Origin of the sequence: Adlercreutzia mucosicola DSM 19490, from assembly GCF_000422625.1 — a bacterium.
GTDB classification, from domain to species: Bacteria; Actinomycetota; Coriobacteriia; order Coriobacteriales; family Eggerthellaceae; genus Adlercreutzia; species Adlercreutzia mucosicola.
In genome coordinates this window covers 210904-228546 of sequence record NZ_AUGK01000006.1, presented here as the reverse complement: position 1 = coordinate 228546, position 17643 = coordinate 210904, and the positions used below count along the sequence as shown (strand labels likewise).

Annotated in this window: 12 protein-coding genes; 7 read left to right on the top strand and 5 right to left on the bottom strand. The window is 66.5% G+C overall.

All coding sequences use genetic code 11. The features are described 5' to 3' along the window. Positions 1-383: LPXTG cell wall anchor domain-containing protein (locus G503_RS0105095; RefSeq protein WP_028026731.1), on the top strand; the 383-nt coding region annotated here is incomplete at its 5' end. A gap of 96 nt (positions 384-479) precedes the next feature. Here G503_RS0105095 and G503_RS0105090 read toward each other — a convergent pair. Then, the gene (locus tag G503_RS0105090) at positions 480-740 is read right to left on the bottom strand and encodes a type II toxin-antitoxin system PemK/MazF family toxin (RefSeq protein ID WP_235715497.1); all 261 of its coding nucleotides are present in this window, start codon (positions 738-740) and stop codon (positions 480-482) included. 49 nt (positions 741-789) lie between these two features. Next, positions 790-1038 carry a type II toxin-antitoxin system RelB/DinJ family antitoxin gene (locus G503_RS0105085; protein ID WP_028026729.1) on the bottom strand — a complete coding sequence of 83 codons (249 nt, stop codon included), beginning with the start codon at positions 1036-1038 and terminating at the stop codon, positions 790-792. Between the two features lie 627 nt (positions 1039-1665). Here G503_RS0105085 and G503_RS13815 point away from each other — a divergent pair. Continuing rightward, positions 1666-6435 carry a DUF11 domain-containing protein gene (locus G503_RS13815; protein WP_035021762.1) on the top strand — a complete coding sequence of 1590 codons (4770 nt, stop codon included), beginning with the start codon at positions 1666-1668 and terminating at the stop codon, positions 6433-6435. Positions 6436-6523: 88 nt separating this feature from the next. Here the strand turns inward: G503_RS13815 and G503_RS0105070 are convergent, their stop codons facing one another. Continuing rightward, positions 6524-7105 carry a M48 family metallopeptidase gene (locus tag G503_RS0105070; RefSeq protein ID WP_051190944.1) on the bottom strand — a complete coding sequence of 194 codons (582 nt, stop codon included), beginning with the start codon at positions 7103-7105 and terminating at the stop codon, positions 6524-6526. A 43-nt stretch (positions 7106-7148) separates the two neighbouring features. Beyond that, a complete protein-coding gene (gene rsmI / locus G503_RS0105065) occupies positions 7149-8012 on the bottom strand; it encodes a 16S rRNA (cytidine(1402)-2'-O)-methyltransferase (RefSeq protein WP_035021759.1) in 864 nt (287 codons plus the stop codon). A 135-nt stretch (positions 8013-8147) separates the two neighbouring features. Here rsmI and G503_RS0105060 point away from each other — a divergent pair, with 135 nt between their 5' ends. The 5 genes from G503_RS0105060 to G503_RS13810 all read left to right on the top strand — a co-directional run bounded on the left by G503_RS0105060 (position 8148) and on the right by G503_RS13810 (position 12724). Further along, positions 8148-9368: an acyl-CoA dehydrogenase family protein gene (locus tag G503_RS0105060; RefSeq protein WP_028026726.1), complete on the top strand. Its 1221-nt coding sequence runs from the start codon at positions 8148-8150 to the stop codon at positions 9366-9368. Between the two features lie 280 nt (positions 9369-9648). Next, positions 9649-10548: a LysR family transcriptional regulator gene (locus G503_RS0105055; RefSeq protein ID WP_028026725.1), complete on the top strand. Its 900-nt coding sequence runs from the start codon at positions 9649-9651 to the stop codon at positions 10546-10548. 352 nt (positions 10549-10900) lie between these two features. Next, positions 10901-11155: a hypothetical protein gene (locus G503_RS0105050; protein ID WP_028026724.1), complete on the top strand. Its 255-nt coding sequence runs from the start codon at positions 10901-10903 to the stop codon at positions 11153-11155. A gap of 184 nt (positions 11156-11339) precedes the next feature. Beyond that, complete coding sequence (locus G503_RS0105045) at positions 11340-12197, top strand: DUF3990 domain-containing protein (protein ID WP_028026723.1); 858 nt, start codon at positions 11340-11342, stop codon at positions 12195-12197. Continuing rightward, positions 12194-12724, top strand: a complete 531-nt coding sequence (locus tag G503_RS13810; protein WP_051190943.1) for a hypothetical protein — start codon at positions 12194-12196, stop codon at positions 12722-12724. Before G503_RS0105045 ends, G503_RS13810 begins: the two co-directional genes overlap by 4 nt. A 116-nt stretch (positions 12725-12840) precedes the next feature. Here the strand turns inward: G503_RS13810 and G503_RS0105035 are convergent, their stop codons facing one another. Next, positions 12841-17640, bottom strand: coding sequence for a 2-hydroxyacyl-CoA dehydratase (locus tag G503_RS0105035; protein WP_235715496.1), 4800 nt, complete (start codon positions 17638-17640; stop codon positions 12841-12843). Between the last annotated feature and the right edge of the window lie 3 nt (positions 17641-17643).

Genomic DNA, 17643 nt, shown 5'->3' with positions numbered 1-17643 from the left:
TCCTCTCCTTCGACGCGCTCGTGACGGGGGCCGCCGTGGGCGCCGACATCGGCAACGTGGCGGTCGGCCTGGGCACGCCGCCCTCCGCGTGGGACCCCGACGGGGAGTCGCCCGAGCCCGGGGCCCCCTTCGACCCGCCCGGCGGCTGGGGCGCATACGAGAAGTCGCACGGCAGGGTCGTCTCCGACCCCGCCTACCCGCCGGGGGTCGACCGGCTCGGCGGCGTCATCGACGGCGAGGCCGACGAGCGCACCACCATCGCCCACAAGCTCGCCCAGACCGGCGACGCCCTGGCCGCCGCGGCCGGCCTGCCCCTGGCCGCCGCCCTGGCCGCCGGCGCCGCCCTGCTCGCCGCCCGCCGCCGGGAGCGCGCGGCGCGGTAGGCGCGGGCCAGGCGCACCGAGGGGCCCGGCGGCATCGCGCCGCCGGGCCCCTTCGTTTGCACCCCGGCTTGATGCCAATGGTCTGGGCCTCGGCCCTCAGCCGAGGCCCAGAATCTTCGCCAAACTACGGCCGACCAATTCCATATCCTCGTCAGCGAGAACGCCGATGTGCTCTCCCAGAAGAGCCTTGTCCACGGAAATGATCTTGTCGGCCATAACATAGCTCGTCTTGAACAGCCCGTTGCTCTCGGAAGGCCTGATCTTCACGCGTGTCGGCATCCCATCGGAGTCGTAGCTCGTCAGCAGGCACAGGATAATGGAGTCGAACTCGGCCACCGACTCATTCTGAACCACCACAACGGGACGCGCCTTTGATGCGTAGCTGCCATCCCGCAGCGTCCAAACTTCACCGCGTCTCATCAAGCACTCCCAAAGAGAGCGCCGTCGCGAAACGCGTTGCGTCGCGTTCCGTCTCGAAGGCCTCCACCACGGGGCGCGTCGTCCTCACTTCATAGGGAAAGCCCCCGCAGTCGTTGAACGAGTAGATGAACATGCGAATTGCATCCGACGGCGTCGTGCCGAGTTGACGCGTCGTGGCCTTGAACAGCTCGTACTGCTCGGCGTCGATGCGGGTAGCCGCCTGCTTGAGTGCCATGGCACACCTCCTTGTACTTCGCTTATTGTACTCCACTCTGCATATACGGTGCAAAACGTTAACTTCTTGCACCTCATCTTAAGCGAAGCAATGACTCCATCGGCAATATCGACCTTGCGAAAAGCGAGCGAGAGCGCTATATTCAGAGCCGATCCCGCGTCATCAGAGACGCGCCCGAGAGAAGGAGAACCACCATGAGAGAGAAGCGACGGGGGTCGCTTCTGAGCCTCGGCCTGGCGGCCGCGCTCGCCTGCGGGATGGTGCCCGCGGCCGCGCTCGCCGAGCCACAGGCCAAAATCACGGAGACCCCCCCCCATCGAGTTTTCTGAGCCAGTAGCCGACGCTGCCGCGACCGGCGAAACCGCCCCAGCTGAAGACAGCCCGGCCGGCCAACTGCAGAGCCCCGCCATCCCCCTCATCGGCAGCGCTCGTACAAACAACTCTGCCGCTCCTCTACCGTTCGAGGATATTCAAGGCGATACTGACCTGACCCTCAACGAAAGCAGCTCGCCCCATACGAATACTGTTGCGGCCCTTTCTCTTGGCAAACTCCCCCTCACTGCATCAGCCGATCAATCAATCGCCGCTCCCCCTGCTTCTGCCACACAGACCCCCAACCCGGGCACCGTGCGTTCAACAGATCGTAGCCGGTTCGGCATCAACGTCGCCGGCGGCACGCCGGGCGTCGACTTCGAGTTCGTCGACGACACCTACACGCGCCACGCGCGCACGGGCGGCAACACGCTTGTCGACAATCTGCACAAGCTCGTCATCAAGGGCTCTGCCGAGCTCACGCTTTCCACCGACGGCTTCCCCTCGGCTACCCAGAACGTCACCATCTGGGTGAACCCCGGCGTTCAGGCGAACATCGTCCTGAACAACGTGAACATCGACTCGCCCATCCCCTGCCATATCGAGCGCAACCGCGACGCTGACGGTAAGACCATCGAGCCGAAAACGCGCCTGCGCATCACCCTGGCGGAGAACTCCGACAACACCCTCACCGCCACCGACGGCCGTCAGGGGCCGGGCATCCACTGCGGCGAGGGCACCGAGCTCGTCATCGACGACCATGTCCCCAATGTGACCACCTCCGGCGAGCCCATCAAGATGGATCCCGAGCACTATCCCGGCAAGATCCCCGCAGGCACCACCTTCGTGGGCAACGACGGCAAGACCTACACCGCAGGCACCACCCCCGGCGGCGACCGCCTCTCGCTCCTGGAGAACGCCACGCGAAACGCCTCCAAGGAACTCACCACCGGCAAGCTCACGGTGACGGGCAACAGCCTGGAAGCCGCCATCGGCAGCGTCCAGTACGAAGACGCGGGCGACATGACCTTTAACGGCGGCATCATCACCACCTATGCCCGCGGCGCCGGCAACCAATACGCCTACACGGCCTCCATCGGAGGAGGAGCTGGCGGCAGCGGCGGCAAGATGACCTTCAACGGCGGCGTTATCGAGACATGGACCTCATACCACGGCGCCTCCATCGGCGGCGGCGGGTGGGCCGTGTGCTCCGAGGCGAACGCCTACCAGTTCGCAGACACCCTGGGCAACAACCTCGTCCAGACGAGCCAGGGGTCGCCCCACACGGTGCCTGCCGCCAGCAAGACCTGCGCCGGCGACATCTACATCAACGGCGGCGTGCTGAAGCCCCACGGCGACATGCACGGCAACGCCATCGGCCAGGGATGCTGCTCCTGGAACGAGGGGCACGAGATCGTCATCGCCGGCGGCACGGTGCTCCCCGACACCAGCAAGGCCCTGTCGAAAGGCGGCAATCCCCTTACCGAGTGCGTGTCCATGGGTATCGGCGCCCAGGGCGGCGCCGTCAGCGTCATCGGCGGCTCCGTGCGCATCGGCTACGTGGAGAGCACCAAGAGCCAGGAGGGCTTCCAGGCCTTCATCAACGGACAGCACAGCTACGACTCGGCCTTCGGCGCATGGCCCGTCGACACGAGCCGCAACGACAACCCCGCCGTGTCCATGGTGGCCATCGATCTCATGGCCGAGCTGGACAAGACCGGCAGCTCCGGCGACAACCCCATCATCGACTGGAACCTCACCGTGGGCGGCATCGACTACCCCTACGGCGCGCCGACCCAGTTCACCGACGGCAAGCTGTACCTGTGGCTGCCCGAGGAGGCCACGAAAAAGCAGATTTCCGTCAAACTGACCTACGCGGACGACGACGGCAACGTCCGCGAGGTGCTGCCCCTCTTCCGCGAGCCGGGGCAAGCGGGCGATCTGCTCAAGCGCTACCTCGACTTCGAGATAGACGACAAGGACTACCTCTCCTCGCTGACCAAGTACTACGACGGCACGCCGCTGCCCGCCTACGACCTGGCCTCAAAGCCCATCACGACGCCGGCGCCCGACAACAAGGTGCTCGACAAGGTGACCGACAGCAGCGGCAAGCAGCTCATCGAGTACCGCTACCAGCCCCACGACCGCGTTCCGGGCGATAACGGCGAGAACGCCACGCCCACGGGCCCCGAAACGAGCAGCACGACCATGCCCGTCAACGTCGGCGCCCTGAAAATCACGCTCGTATCGAAGCAGTACGCCGACGAGAGCAGCTCGGACGCGGAGATCGCCGAGTTCGCCAAGAGCTACTGGGGGCACCGTGCCGTCATGTGGGGCAGGGTCATGCCCATCGCCTCGCAGGTGCGCGACCTGGCGGCCGAGTGGGTCGACGAGACGGACGCCGGCCAGAAGCCGGGCGGGAACCCCCATCCCTCCGACCAGTCGCTCAAGGTGAGCGCGGTCATCGAGCGCGCCGAGACCGTCGACGGGCAGGACGGCAGCGAGCCCACCAAGCCCACGGCCGCCGCCCCCGAGGGCCGCGTGCAGCTCTACGTGGACGGCGAGCCGGTGGGAGGCCCCATCGAGCTTTTGTTCGAGGACAAGAAGGACGAGAAGGGCAACGTCATCCTCGGCGAGGACGGCAAGCCCGCCTTCCCGCAGAACGCCGTGCGCGCCGGCGACGACGGGACGGGCCATTACACCCAGTTCTTCTACACCTTCAAGCCCTCGGAGACCGACCACCTGGTGCCCGGCGTGGGCGCCGAGGGCCGCCACGAGGTGTCGCTCAAGTTCCTGCCGCCCGACGAGGAGCAGCAGGCAAGCGGCGCCCCCGCGAACTTCCTCGAGAGCACCGACCCCGCCGAGAACCCCGATGCGGCGCCCAAGGTCGAGGTGGCCATCGATCCCATCGACCCGAACCCGACCACGAAGCTCGAGACGCCCGACGGGTTCGACCCCGCCCTGCCCCCTCCCTCCATCGCCACCAACCCCGATCCCGAGCCCGCCGAGCCCGGCGCCGACCCGGACAAGCCCGGCGACAAGATATACAAGGGCACCATCACGCTCACCTACCACGGCCACGAGCCCGGCCAGACGAACCCGGGCCGCGTGGAGCTGAAGATCGACACCCCCTCGTCGGGGCCCATCACCGTGGAGACGGCCGACGGCACCATCCTGGAGGCCGAGCTGGTGCGCGACGAGGACGGCAACCCCGTGCGCGACGAGGACGGGAACCTGACGGTCCTGCTCGACCCCGAGGCGGTCGGCAAGACCGAGCTCGTCATCAAGCAGGAGCCCAACGGGGCCTACACCGGCGCCACCTTCATCTACGACGTGACGGTGAGGCCCGACGCGACCGTGGCCCCCGCGCCCGCGCTGGCGAAGAGGGCCGAGAACCTGACGCACCCGGGCGGGCCCACCCAGCCCGGTGACCGCATCCGCTACACGATCGAGGCGTCGAACGGGGCCAAGGGGTCGCTGTGGACGGACGTCGTGGTCACCGACCCGCTGCCGGCGTGCCTGGAGCTGGACGAGAGGTCCGTGAAGCTGGACAACCCGTCGGCGGGCGCCGCGGGCAAGCCTCTCTCGAAGGCGCCGTCGGTGGCGGCCTCCGACGTGGGCAAGTTCTCGCTGGCGGCACCGGCGGCCGACGGAAGGCCCGTGCTGACAGTGCCCGCCGGCGACGTCGGCGGGGGCTCCTCGGCGACCGTGTCCTTCGAGTGCACGGTGCGCGAGGGGCTCGACTTCTCCGACCCGGCCGCCGTCGACCTGGCCAACGTCGCCTCGGCTACGGGCAAGCGCCCGAGCCCCGACGACCCGGACGGGCCCGACGTGGGGCCCGTGGCCCCGCCCGACACCGACCCGGCGACGCCGCCCGGCCCCGGCGCGGTGGTCCCGGCCGACCCGAAGGTGAAGCTGTCGAAGTCGGTGGAGAACACGACGAGGCCGGACGCCGGGGTCACCCGCGTGGGCGACGTGCTGCGCTACACCGTGGAGCTGCGCAACGACGGCCCGGCCGACAGCTGCCTGGTCGGCGCCGTGGTGAGCGACCCGCTGCCGGCGGGCATGGAGCCGGTGCCGGGCAGCATCCGCCTGGCCGTGGACGGCGGGGAGCCCATCGCGGTGGACGACGCGGCCTACGACCGGGCGAGCCGCACCGTCGCCGTGGCCTGCGGCGATATGTGGGGCGGCCAGAGGGCCGCGCTCTCCTTCGACGTGGAGGTGACGGAGGCCGCCCTCGGCGCGCAGAACGCCAACATCGCGCTCGCCCACGGCAAGGTGCCCTCGAAGGACCCCGACCCGGCGCCGGGAGTCGCCGGCCCCGGGAAGCCGGCGACTCCCCCGTCCGGCGATCCGGATGCCTTCACGCCACCCGTAGAGCCGCCGGTACTCGTGGGCGGCGACCCGGAGGAGGGCGACGTGTCGGTCGGGAAGACCGCCGAGAACGCGAGCCGGGGCGACGGCACCACGCACGTGGGCGACACGGTGCGCTACGAGATAGCCCTGCGCAACGACGGGGCGGGCACGAGCTGGATGGACGCCGTCATCCGCGACGACGTGCCCGAGGGGCTGGAGCCCGTGAGCGGCACCATCCGCCTGACGCTGCCCGACGGGAGCGAGGTGGCCGTGGACGATGCCGCCTACGACCCGGCCACCCGCGTGCTGGCCGTGGCCTGCGGGCACCTGCACGGCGGGCAGCGGGTCACGCTGGCCTTCGACGCGCTCGTGACGGGGGCCGCCGTGGGCGCCGACATCGGCAACGTGGCGGTCGGCCTGGGCACGCCGCCCTCGGCGTGGGACCCCGACGGTGCCCATCCCGAGCCCGGCGCCCCCTTCGACCCGCCCGGCGGCTGGGGCGCATACGAGAAGTCGCACGGCAGGGTCGCCTCCGACCCCGCCTACCCGCCGGGGGTCGACCGACTCGGCGGCGTCATCGACGGCGAGGCCGACGAGCGCACCACCATCGCTCACAGGCTGGCCCAGACCGGCGACGCCCTGGCGGCGGCGGCCGGCACCGCCCTCGCCGCCGCCCTGGCAGCCGGAGCCCTCGCCCTGGCGACTCGCCGCCGGGGCCGGGCGCGGTAGTGGGGAGGGCGGCGTTGCGGGGAGGGCTGAAACCTTCCCCGCAACGCCGCCCCTACGTTCGGTTACGGGCTCTACTGCGCTCTCCAGTCTAGCGCAGCTTGGCGCGGCGCTCCTTCCAGTCGGGCATGAAATGATCCATGAGCGCGTGGAACCGCGGGCCGTGGCCGCGTTCCAGCAGATGACACAGCTCGTGGACGACCACGTATTCCAGGCATTCCGGCGGATACAGCGCCAGGCGCACGTTGATGCAGATGCGCCCCGTAGCCGGCTGGCAGCTCCCCCAACGGCTCTTCATATTGCGGTAGGCGATCGTGCCCGCCCTCACGCCCATGATGGGCTCCCAGGCCGCGATGAGCGCGGGCACGCAGGCCGCAACCACCGCCTTCCAGGCCGCCACCTCCTCCGGCGTGGCCGCCGCGGCCTCGGCCCGCGGCGATGCGGCGATGGCCTGCTGCTGGGCCTCGATCCAGGCGCGTTTCTCCCGCACGAACCCCCGAATGGTAGAAAGCGGCAGCCGCAGCGGGGCCGACACCTCGACGCGCCCGTCGGGCGGCTTCACCCGCAGGTGCATGTTCTTGATGGCCTTGCGGGTGAGCACGATTTCCAGATCATCGATGGGAGCGATCTCGGGCGGCATCGTCTTTGCAGGGCGTCTTCCTCGCGTTGCCATGGGATTCTTCGACTCGCTTCGCTCGCTCAGCACGACGCCGGGGTCATCGAGCGGCGGCCATGGCCAGCTCGTAGGCGTCGTTGCGGGCAATGCCGAACTCGGCAGCGAGCTGCTTGGCGATCTGCTTGGTGCGCAGGCCCGCCTCAGCCAGCTCGGCGGCACGCGCTTCGGCGCTCGCCGCCGCGACATCGGCATCAGCAGCGGTCTCCTGGGCGTTCGGCGCATCGATCACAAGCGCGATCTCGCCGCGGATGCCGCCGGGCTCTTCGGCCCGGGCGGCGAAGCGCTCGACCAGCTCGGCCGCCGTGCCCCGCGCCACCTCCTCGTGCAGCTTCGTCAGCTCGCGGCACACGGCCACCTCGCGCCACGGCAGCGCCTCAGCAATAGCGGCAAGCGCCGTCACCAGGCGGTTCGGACTCTCGTAGAACACGAGCGCCGCATCCAGCCCGCGCAGCTCTTCCAACACCGCGCGCTGCTCGCCTGCCTTGCGCGGGAAGAATCCCCCGAAGTAGAAGCGAGGGCACACCGTGCCCGAGGCCACGTAGGCGCAGGCCGCCGCCGAGGCGCCGGGCAGCACCTCCACGGGCACGCCGGCAACGCGGGCCGCGGCCACCAAGCGCAGCCCCGGATCGGACACCCCGGGCATGCCGGCATCCGAGCAGTAGGCCAGCACCTCGCCGGCCGCCACGCGCTCCATCACGCCAGCCGCCCGTGAGCCGATCATGGCCTCGTCGAGCCGCTCCAGGGGCTTGCGGATATCGAAGTGTGCCAGCAGCTTCCCCGTCACCCGCGTGTCTTCCGCACACACCGTATCGGCGCCGCGCAGCGCGTCCAGCGAGCGCAAGGTCATATCCCCCAAATTCCCAATGGGAGTGGGCACGATCACCAGTTTTCCCGTCTTATTCATGGCGGGTATTGTACCTCCTATTCGTCGGGCTTATGGGTTGCGCGGAAAATCATCGCTCGGTTTAATTGGATTTCGGCAGCGGCGAGGCGCAGGATATACCCAGCGGAACACGCCGCACCGTCAAAAGGAGAAGCCATGAATCCGAACGCCACCATTACCGACGAGGAATTCGAAGCCTATCTCAAGCAGATCCGAGAGCTGGCCGAGGGGCCTTTCGAGGAGATGCAGAAGGAGATCGAGGTCACGAACAAGTTCCCCGACGAGTTCTACGAGCTGGCCCGCGCCAACGACCTGTACCGCTTCTATCTGCCGGCCGAGTACGGCGGGTGGAACCTCAACGAGCAGGAAATCCTGCGCGTGCAGGAGGAGTTCTCCCGAGGACCTGGCGGCATGCGCATGCACTTGCACCACGCCGCCGATATGAACTGGCGCATCCTGGACGACTACGGCAAGCCCGAGCTGAAGGCCCGCTACATGGACAAGTTCCAGGACAAGTCCATTTATTGCAACTTCGCCATCACCGAGCAGACCGGCGGCACCGGTGCCGATTTGCACACGACGGCCATCAAAGACGAGGATGGCAACTATATTCTGAACGGCGAGAAGTGGCTGATCTCCCACACCGACTGCTCGGATTTCACCTACGTAATCGCCGTGACCAACCCCGACGACCCGAAGGACACGCGCCTATCGGCCTTCTTCGTGCCCGTGGACGCCGAGGGCTTCGAGACCGTTCCCATGCCCCATATGATAGGCTGCCGCGGCGCGGGGCACGCGGGCCTGAAGTTCACCAACGTGAAGCTGGACCCGATGTACCTGCTCGGCGAAGAGGGCCAGGGCATGGAGGTGGCCATCCACTCGCTGTCGGTGTCGCGCGTGCACATCGCCTGCTCGAATCTGGGCATGGCCCAGCGCATGCTGGAGATGTCGCTGGCCCGGGCCCGCGACCGCGTCACCTTCGGCAAGCCCATCGCCACGCGCCAGGCCATCAAGATGAAGATCGCGAACATGCAGGCCTCCATCCACGCCCTGCGCTGCGCCATCTACGACTTCGCCCGCGACTTCGACCATGACCCCTACGGGCCCGACATCGACGAGAAGGCCGCCATCTGCAAGCTCCTTTCCATCGATACGGTGAAGCTGGTGTCCGACGAGATGCTGGAGATCTTCGGCGGCGACGGCTACTTCGAGGACTCCCCCTACGGCCCGACCGAGCGCCTGTACCGCGACTGCCGCGCCATGTGGCTGGAGGAGGGCGCTCCCACCGTGCAGCGCATCACCATCGCCCGCGAATGCGAGAACCACAACGGTCGTTTGAGTTACCTCTACGACGAGACGCCCAGCCAGCGGGATTAACGCCGGCCTGCGCTCCGCGGCTTGCGGGTGGAACACGGCCCGCGGGCCGCGGGCGGCCTGAAGCCCGCCCCTACGGAGGGCGACTCGCCGCGCGAGCGCTCCCCTACGGGGTTTCCGGCTCCCCCCCGCCTTTGGCCGCGGCGTCGGTCCGCACACGCCGACGCCGCGGCCCCTCCTTCCATTCATAGAAAACGCCTATGAACGCGCCGCCCTGCCAAGCTGTGGGGCGGCACCGCTTTTCGGTATGATGGCCCCGCAGGCAACGACGCAAGGGGGTCCGGTGAATCTCGCCCAACTGAGGTACTTCAAGAAGCTCGCCGAGGTGGAGCACTTCACCAAGGCCGCCGAGGCGCTCTACATCACCCAGCCGGCGCTGTCGAATTCCATCAAGCAACTGGAACGGGAGCTGGGCATCCCCCTGTTCGAGCAGACGGGCCGCAACGTGCGCCTGACCAAGTGGGGCCAGGAGTTCTGCGACCATATCACCGCCGGGCTGCACGCCATCGACAAGGGCACGCAGATCGCCCAGGAACACGCCTCCAGCCTGTCGGGCTCCATCGATATCGGCACCATCTTCACCGTGCAGGCCGGCTTCCTGCCGCGACTTCTGCAGAGCTACCGCGAGCGCTTCGGTACGGCCGTGGACGCGCGGCTGTACCAAGGGCTCACCGCCGATCTGGTGGAACGGCTGGAAGCGGGCATCTACGACGTGGTGTTCTGCTCGCAGGTGGCGGGGCACCCGGCGGTGGAGTTCATTCCCATCACCCACCAGGATCTGGTGGCCGTGGTGCACGAGAGCTCGCCTTTGGCCGGCCGCGACGAAGTGTCGCTGAACGAGTTGGGGTCGTTTCCGCTGGTCACCTATTGGCCCGATTCCTCCATCGGAGAAGAGGTGCACGACCTGGTGCGCCGTACGGGCGCGCCGAGCACCGTGCGGCAGCACTGCTACGACGAGATCACCCTGGGCAGCGTGATCGCCGCCGACCCCTCCTTCGTGGGCCTGTCGCTGGACACCCTGGGCCTGGCGCCCTTCGCCCAGCTGCGCACCGTGCGCCTGACCGAAGCGCCCGCGGGATTCCACCCCATCTACCTGGCCTACGTGAGGGGCCGCTTCATGACCCGCGCCGTCGAGAACATGATAGAGCTCGCCCGCGAAGTCGCCGAGATCGGCGGTGAATAGCAGGCGGCAGGCCCCAACAAATGTGCCCCCCCCCGCAATCCACATCGTCGGAGGAAGTCCCCCGCGGAAGGATGCTAGCCGCCAAACACCATAAATCATTCTATAATGAGCAAATGTCAATGAGAGGGTGCAAGAGGCGAAGGCGGCGGCTCCGTCGCAATCCTTCCCACTAGTCGACCTTTCAGGCCTGGACGTGTTTGTTGAAAGCGCCCCAATCACGTCTTCCGCTTCTCCCGCTTTGGCCGCAAACTCTTCTTCCCGGCCGTCCGAGGCATCTCCTTCACAGCCCCCAATCCCCCGAACCTACAATATGCAAGATCTCATGATTCGCTGGAATTGCTCAAGAGGGTTTGTGGGCAAGCAAATTAGTCGCGGCCTTCCCATGAAAAAGCTTAGTAACGGACGCTGGTCGATTAAGGAAAACGACCTGATAAATTGGGAGCGATTCCTTGAGGATGAGCGCAAAAAAGCTCGACGCAACTCAACAATTGCAACTATTGTGGGTGTGCTCATCACAATCATCGTCATTGCCCTCTTCGCAAAGGTTTGCCTCGTTACACCCATGGGACAATCTGTCCTAAACTCCCTGAAAGCCATGCTGGGGTAAATCACACATAAGAGGGCGCAGGGCGGAATAAGGCCAACCTTGCCCCTTCTACCCGACGGCATGGCGTGAGGCCTGGAGTCTCGCAAATCAACTCTTAGCGAAAACCGACTCCTTGTCCCCAATCATCTTCTGGGATAAACTTCTTATTAACATTTGTTATGATAAAGTTTAGAAGGGGGGCACCATGGACTATCGATTCAGTGAAGATCTCCAACTTGCACTCGAGCTTCTTCGCTGCAGCAAGAAAGAGCTGGCAGCACAGCTTGGGACCTCGACCATGACCCTCGACCGCTGGATTAAAGGCCTTTCGCAACCTCGAGCCAATGCCCTGGAAGGGTTCTACGACCATGCATTCTCCCGAGGCATCGATTTGAACCGCATCAAGGCCCAGCTCTATCAGGAAGAACTGGGGCGCGCATCCGAGATCGCACTTTTCCATGGATCGAAATCGGGTATCACAGGACCGCTGTCCGCTTCCGCATCGCGCGCCAACAACGACTTCGGCCAAGGATTCTACTGCGGCGAAACACTCGCCCAATCCGCCATGTTCGTCACGGCGTTTCCGCACTCGTCGCTCTATATGATCGCCTTCAATCCCACGGGCCTCAGCTGCCTTAGCTTTGCCGTCGACCGCCACTGGATGCTCACAATCGCGAGTTTTCGGGGCAGGCTCAAGGATTACGACAACCACCCGGTCATTTGCGAGCTCCGCCGCAACGTGAGCGCTGCCGACTATCTGATCGCCCCCATCGCCGACAACCGCATGTACGAGGTTATCGACCAGTTCATTGATGGGGAGATCACTGACTTGCAATGCGAGCACAGCCTTTCCGCCACCGACCTCGGCCGACAATACGTCTTCACCACGGAACGCGCCCTTGAGCAGGTGCGCGTGCTTGAGCACTGCTTCTTGGGTCAACGGGAAAGGCGGCACTACGAGGCGGAGCGCAGCGAGAGCACCCGCATTGGCCTCACTAAGGCGAAGGCGGCGCGGCGGCAATATCGCGGACAGGGACTGTACATCGAGGAGCTTCTCTCATGAGGGCGATAGACCACGACGGACTGCTCCTCTGCCGCATCCAGGGCGAGTTGTTCGCGACATCGGCGGCACACTGCCGTTGCAGTTCGCCCGTTTTCATTCGACGATTCATGAACTCAACGGTTGCGCGCCGAATGGACAGCGACCGCTTCCTCGACGAGTCCGATTCAACGGAATCCCTCTATGCCGAACTCGAGGAACAATACGGACCCAGCGCCTACGGCACCATCCGCTATGATGCCGAGGTGCTTTACTGGATGGGGTATCTCTATCGCTATTGGGCCTACACGCGCGAGAAATCATCGGCGAGCATCTATCGCACTATCCCTGGGCGAGAACTCGTGGGGCAGTTCGCTCCCCTTCATACGCTTGACCCCGATCAGGCCATTGAGCGTCTGCTGGAGGCCCGGGGGCTCAACGATGCGGAAGGCGATCTGACCTCAAGAGGCGTCCAGTCGCTGCGGCGACTTCGAACCCAGAGTCGCTACGATTACGCAGTCGTCAATCTGTATCCTGCCAAGGACGCATAACAAGGACGTGTACTAAGCCGCATTTCCGACCTTTGAGAAAGAAGCGAACTTCTCATTAACATTTGTTAGTGAGAAGTTCGCTCCCCTTGCAGCCTATGTCGAAGGACGAGCCCCCCCTACCTTTCTACCTCGGTGGTCTCCACCTCCACGGTCTCGGCCACGGCCTCGGGGGCCTCAGGCGCGCCGTCGCGGGCGGCATTGCGCACGGCGCGGGCCTCGGCCTCCTTCTCGGCCAGATTCGCCTTGGCCACGGCGATCATGAGCTTGATGCGGTTGAGCTGGTTCACCTCACTTGCGCCGGGGTCGTAGTCCACGGCCACGATGTTGCTCTCGGGATAGCGGCGGCGCAGCTCCTTGATGGTGGCCTTGCCCACCACGTGGTTCGGCAGGCACGCGAAGGGCTGGGTGCACACCACGTTCGGGCAGCCGCTGCGGATGAGCTCCACCATCTCGGCCGTGAGCAGCCACCCCTCGCCCATGGAGTTGCACAGAGACAGAATCTCCTCGGCGTACTCGGCCAGCTCGTAGATGTCCGCCGGCGGATAGAAGCGGGCGCTCTTCTCCAGGGCATCGTTCACCGGCTTGCGCAACTTCTTCACCGCGGCCAGGCCGATGCGGCTGCCCAGCGCGCTCTTCTTCGACTTGCCGATGGGCTGCTGGAAGATGCCGCCGGCGATGCCGAACAGGAAGAACTCGATGAGCCCGGGCACCACGGCCTCGCAGCCCTCGCGCTCGATGACGTCCACGATCTGGTTGTTGGCCGTGGGATGGAACTTCACGAGGATCTCGCCCACCACGCCCACGCGGGGCTTGGTGCCCTCGCCGGCCAGCGGCAGGGTGTCGAAGTCCTCCACGATACGGCGCACCGTGCGGCGGAACTCCGACTGGCGCACGCCGCGCTGAAGCTGGTGCTTGCAGGCGTCCATCCAATAGTCGAACAAGCGGTTGGCGCTGCCGGGCTCCACCTCGTAGGGGCGCGTGCGGTACAGGCACATCATGAGCAAGTCGCCGTACTGCAGCGCGTAGATGGCCTGGTAGAGCATCTTCGGCGTGATCTTGAAGCCGGGATTCTCCTCGCCTAAGTCCTTGAACGAGATGGCGATGACCGGGATGTGCCCGAGCCCCACCGATTTCAGCGCCTTGCGGATGAGCGAGATGTAGTTGGTGGCGCGGCAGCCGCCGCCGGTCTGGGTGATGAGCACGGCCAGCTTGTCGGTGTCGTACTTGCCCGACAGCACCGCTTCCATGATCTGGCCGGTGACCAGGATGGACGGGTAGCAGATATCGTTGTTCACGTACTTCAGGCCCGCGTCCACCGCGCCGTGGTCCACCGAGGGCAGCAACACCGCGTTGTAGCCGGCACGCTTGAAGATGGGCACCAGAAGCTCGAAATGGTAGGGGGCCATTTGGGGCGCTAAGATGGTGTAGCCCGCGTCGCGCATTTCCTCGGTGAACTGCACGCGCTCAAACTCGGTGGAGGCGCCCTCGCGCTGCTCCACCTCGGCGGCGGCCACCACGCCGTCGGCCTTCTCGGTGAACGACGCCGGCACGAGCTTGTCGAGGTTGTTCAAATCGATGCAGGCCGCGGGGCAGCCCCGCTTCTCGGCGGCCGCGTCGGCGGCCGCCTCGGCCTCGCGGTCGGCCTGGTCCTTCAAAGCTGCGAGCAGGCTGCGCACGCGGATGCGGGCGGCGCCCAAGTTCGACACCTCGTCGATCTTCAGCACCGTGTACACCTTGCCGGCCGCCTCCAGCACCTCCTGCACCTGGTCGGTGGTCAGGGCATCCAGGCCGCAGCCGAAGGAGTTCAGCTGGATGAGGTCCAGATCCTTGCGCTGGGTGACCACCTTAGCCGCCGCATAGAGGCGCGTGTGGTACATCCACTGGTCCACCACGCGGATGGGCCGCTCCAGCTGGCCCAGGTGCGCCACGGAATCTTCCGTGAGCACGGCCAGGCCGAAGCTCGTGAGCAGCTCGGGGATGGCGTGGTTGATCTCCGGGTCCTGGTGGTAGGGGCGACCCGCCAGCACGATGCCGCGGGTGCCGGTCTCCTCCATCCAGGCCAGGGTTTCCACGCCCTTGCGCCGGATGTCACGCTTGAAGGCCTCGTCCTCGGCCCAGGCAGCGTCCACGGCGTCATCGATCTGCTTCTGGGTGATGGGGAACTCGTGGGCCCCCACCTCATCGCGGAAGGTACCGGTCAGCTCGGCGTACAAGCGCTCTTTCAGCTTGTCCTTGTCGTGGTAGGGCAGCCAGGGGGCGACGAAGGCCGCAGGCGCGTCCTGCAGCTCGTCGATGTTCAGGCGCAGCGCCTCGGGGTAGCTGGCCACGATGGGGCAGTTGAAATGGTTGCCCGCCGTCTCGTCCTCCTGGCGCTCCCACTTGGAGCAGGGCATCCAGATGAAGTCCACGGCGTCGTCGCCTTCCTTGGCCAGCAGGTTCATGATATGGCCGTGGGAGAGCTTCGCCGGATAGCACACCGACTCCGACGGCATAGACTCGATGCCAGCCTCGTAGGTTTTCTTCGTGGAGGGGTCGGACAGCACCACCCGGTAGCCGAGCTTCGTGAAGAACGTGAACCAGAACGGGTAGTTCTCGTACAGGTTGAGAGCCCGCGGGATGCCCACGGTGCCGCAGGCATCTTCTGCGGGAATGGGCTCGTAGGCGTCGAAGAGCCGTCGGGACTTCCACTCGAAGAGGTTCGGCACGTCGGACTTCTCGGTGCCGGTGCCCAGGCTCTCGCCCTTCTCGCAGCGGTTGCCGGTGATGAAGCGGCGGCGGACGCCCGTGGCCGGGTCGCGGCCGAAGTCGTTCACCGTGAGCAGGCAGGCGTTGGAGCAGCCCTTGCAGCGCACGGTCTTATGGGTGGGGGCAAGGGCCTCGATCTCGGCGAGGGACAACAGCCCGCTCGTGGGCACCTTCGGGCCCACATCCGGCGACAGGGGCACGCCCTCGGTGTGGCGGCGCTTGTCCTCGTAGCGGTCGCGGGCCAGAAGCGCCGCGCCGAAGGCTCCCATGTTGCCGGCGATGTCGGGGCGCACGGCGTTCACCTCCGACAGCTGCTCGAAGGCGCGCAGCACCGCGTCGTTCAAGAAGGTACCGCCCTGGACGATGACCTGGGTGCCCACATCGTGCGGATCGCGAATCTTGATGACCTTGAACAGGGCGTTCTTGATGACGGAGATGGCCAGGCCCGCGGCGATGTCGCCCACGGTGGCCCCCTCCTTCTGGGCCTGCTTCACGCGGGAGTTCATGAACACGGTGCAGCGACTGCCCAGATCCACGGGGTTCTCGGCGGAAATGGCCGTGGCGGCGAACTCGGCCACGTCCAGGTTCAAACCGCTCGCGAAGGACTCGATGAAGCTGCCGCAGCCCGAGGAGCAGGCCTCGTTCAGCATGATGTGGTCGATGACGCCGTCCTTCACGCGCAGGCACTTCATATCCTGGCCGCCGATGTCCAAGATGAACTCCACCCCGGGCAGCATCTCCTGGGCGCCGCGCAGATGGGCCACGGTCTCGATCTCGCCGGAATCGACCCGCAGGGCCTCCAGCAGCAGCCCCTCGCCGTAGCCGGTCACCGTGGCATGGCCGATGGTCACGAGCGGGTTACCCGTGGCAGGATCGCTGGGCAGCGCCTGGTACAGCTCGGCCACGGCGGCCTTGGCGCACCCGAGCACGTCGCCCTTGTTGGAGGCGTAGGTGGACCAGAGCAGCGCCCCGTCCTCGCCGATGAGCGCCGCCTTGAAGGTGGTGGAGCCGGCATCGATGCCGAGGAAGGCCACGCCGCGGTAGTCCGCAAGCGGCGCGCGGCGCACGCGCTCGCCATCGTGGCGGGCGCGAAACTCCGCCAGCTCCTCGTCGTTGGCGAACAGCGGGGCCAGGCGCACCACTTCGGAGCCCTGCATGTCGCCGAGCCCTTCCAGGCGCACGAGCACATCCGCGAGCTTCTCGGGGGCGGCCCCCTCGCCCACCCCGGCGATGGCGCAGCCCGCGGCCACGAACAGGTGGGCGTTCTCGGGCACGATGATGGCCTCATCGGTCAGCTCCAGCGTCTCGTAGAAGCGCTTGCGCAGCTCGGGCAGGTACTGCAAAGGACCGCCCAGGAAGGCCACGTTGCCGCGGATGGGCCGCCCGCAGGCGAGGCCCGAGATGGTCTGGGTGACCACCGACTGGAAGATGGAGGCGGCGATGTCCTCGCGCCGGGCCCCCTCGTTCAAAAGCGGCTGCACGTCGGTCTTGGCGAACACGCCGCAGCGGCTGGCGATGGGGTAGATGGTGCTGTGGTCGGCCGCCAGCTCGTTGAGGCCGCCGGCGTCGGTGTTCAGAAGCGCCGCCATCTGGTCGATGAAGGCCCCGGTGCCGCCGGCGCAGGTGCCGTTCATGCGCTGCTCGATACCATGGTCGAAGTAGATGATCTTCGCGTCCTCGCCTCCCAGCTCGATGGCCACGTCCGTGGCGGGGATGAAGGTCTCCACGGCCGTCTTGGACGCGATGACCTCCTGGACGAAGGCGACGCCCAGCCATTGGGACAACAGCAGGCCGCCCGAGCCGGTGATGGCGATGGTCATGACCTCGGCAGGGTACGCCTCGGCCGCCTCGCGCAGCACCTCAATGATAGTGGCGCGCACATCGGCGTGGTGGCGGCGGTACACCGCCCAGAGGATGTTGTGGTCGTTGTCCAGCACCGCGAGCTTCACCGTGGTGGAGCCCACGTCGATGCCGATATGGTAGGGGCACGCCTCGGCCGCGGCGCGAGCGGCGGCGCTGGCCTCGGCGGCATTGGCCCGGGCCTCTTCTGCCGCCGTCACGCGCGGGGCGCAGGAGGCGCAGCCCGGCGCGGGCTCTGCGGCGGCGCCGGCGGGCGCCTTCTCGGACGTGGAGGCCTCGGTGATGATCTCAGTGTACTTGCTCTTTTTCATGGA

What these genes read in the sequence shown, in the direction of transcription:
- G503_RS0105085 (WP_028026729.1), bottom strand. Translation starts at nt 1,038, where the DNA reads ATGGCACTCAAGCAGGCGGCTACCCGCATCGACGCCGAGCAGTACGAG.
- G503_RS0105070 (WP_051190944.1), bottom strand. Translation starts at nt 7,105, where the DNA reads ATGGCAACGCGAGGAAGACGCCCTGCAAAGACGATGCCGCCCGAGATC.
- rsmI (WP_035021759.1), bottom strand. Translation starts at nt 8,012, where the DNA reads ATGAATAAGACGGGAAAACTGGTGATCGTGCCCACTCCCATTGGGAAT.
- G503_RS0105060 (WP_028026726.1), top strand. Translation starts at nt 8,148, where the DNA reads ATGAATCCGAACGCCACCATTACCGACGAGGAATTCGAAGCCTATCTC.
- G503_RS0105045 (WP_028026723.1), top strand. Translation starts at nt 11,340, where the DNA reads ATGGACTATCGATTCAGTGAAGATCTCCAACTTGCACTCGAGCTTCTT.
- G503_RS13810 (WP_051190943.1), top strand. Translation starts at nt 12,194, where the DNA reads ATGAGGGCGATAGACCACGACGGACTGCTCCTCTGCCGCATCCAGGGC.
- G503_RS0105035 (WP_235715496.1), bottom strand. Translation starts at nt 17,640, where the DNA reads ATGAAAAAGAGCAAGTACACTGAGATCATCACCGAGGCCTCCACGTCC.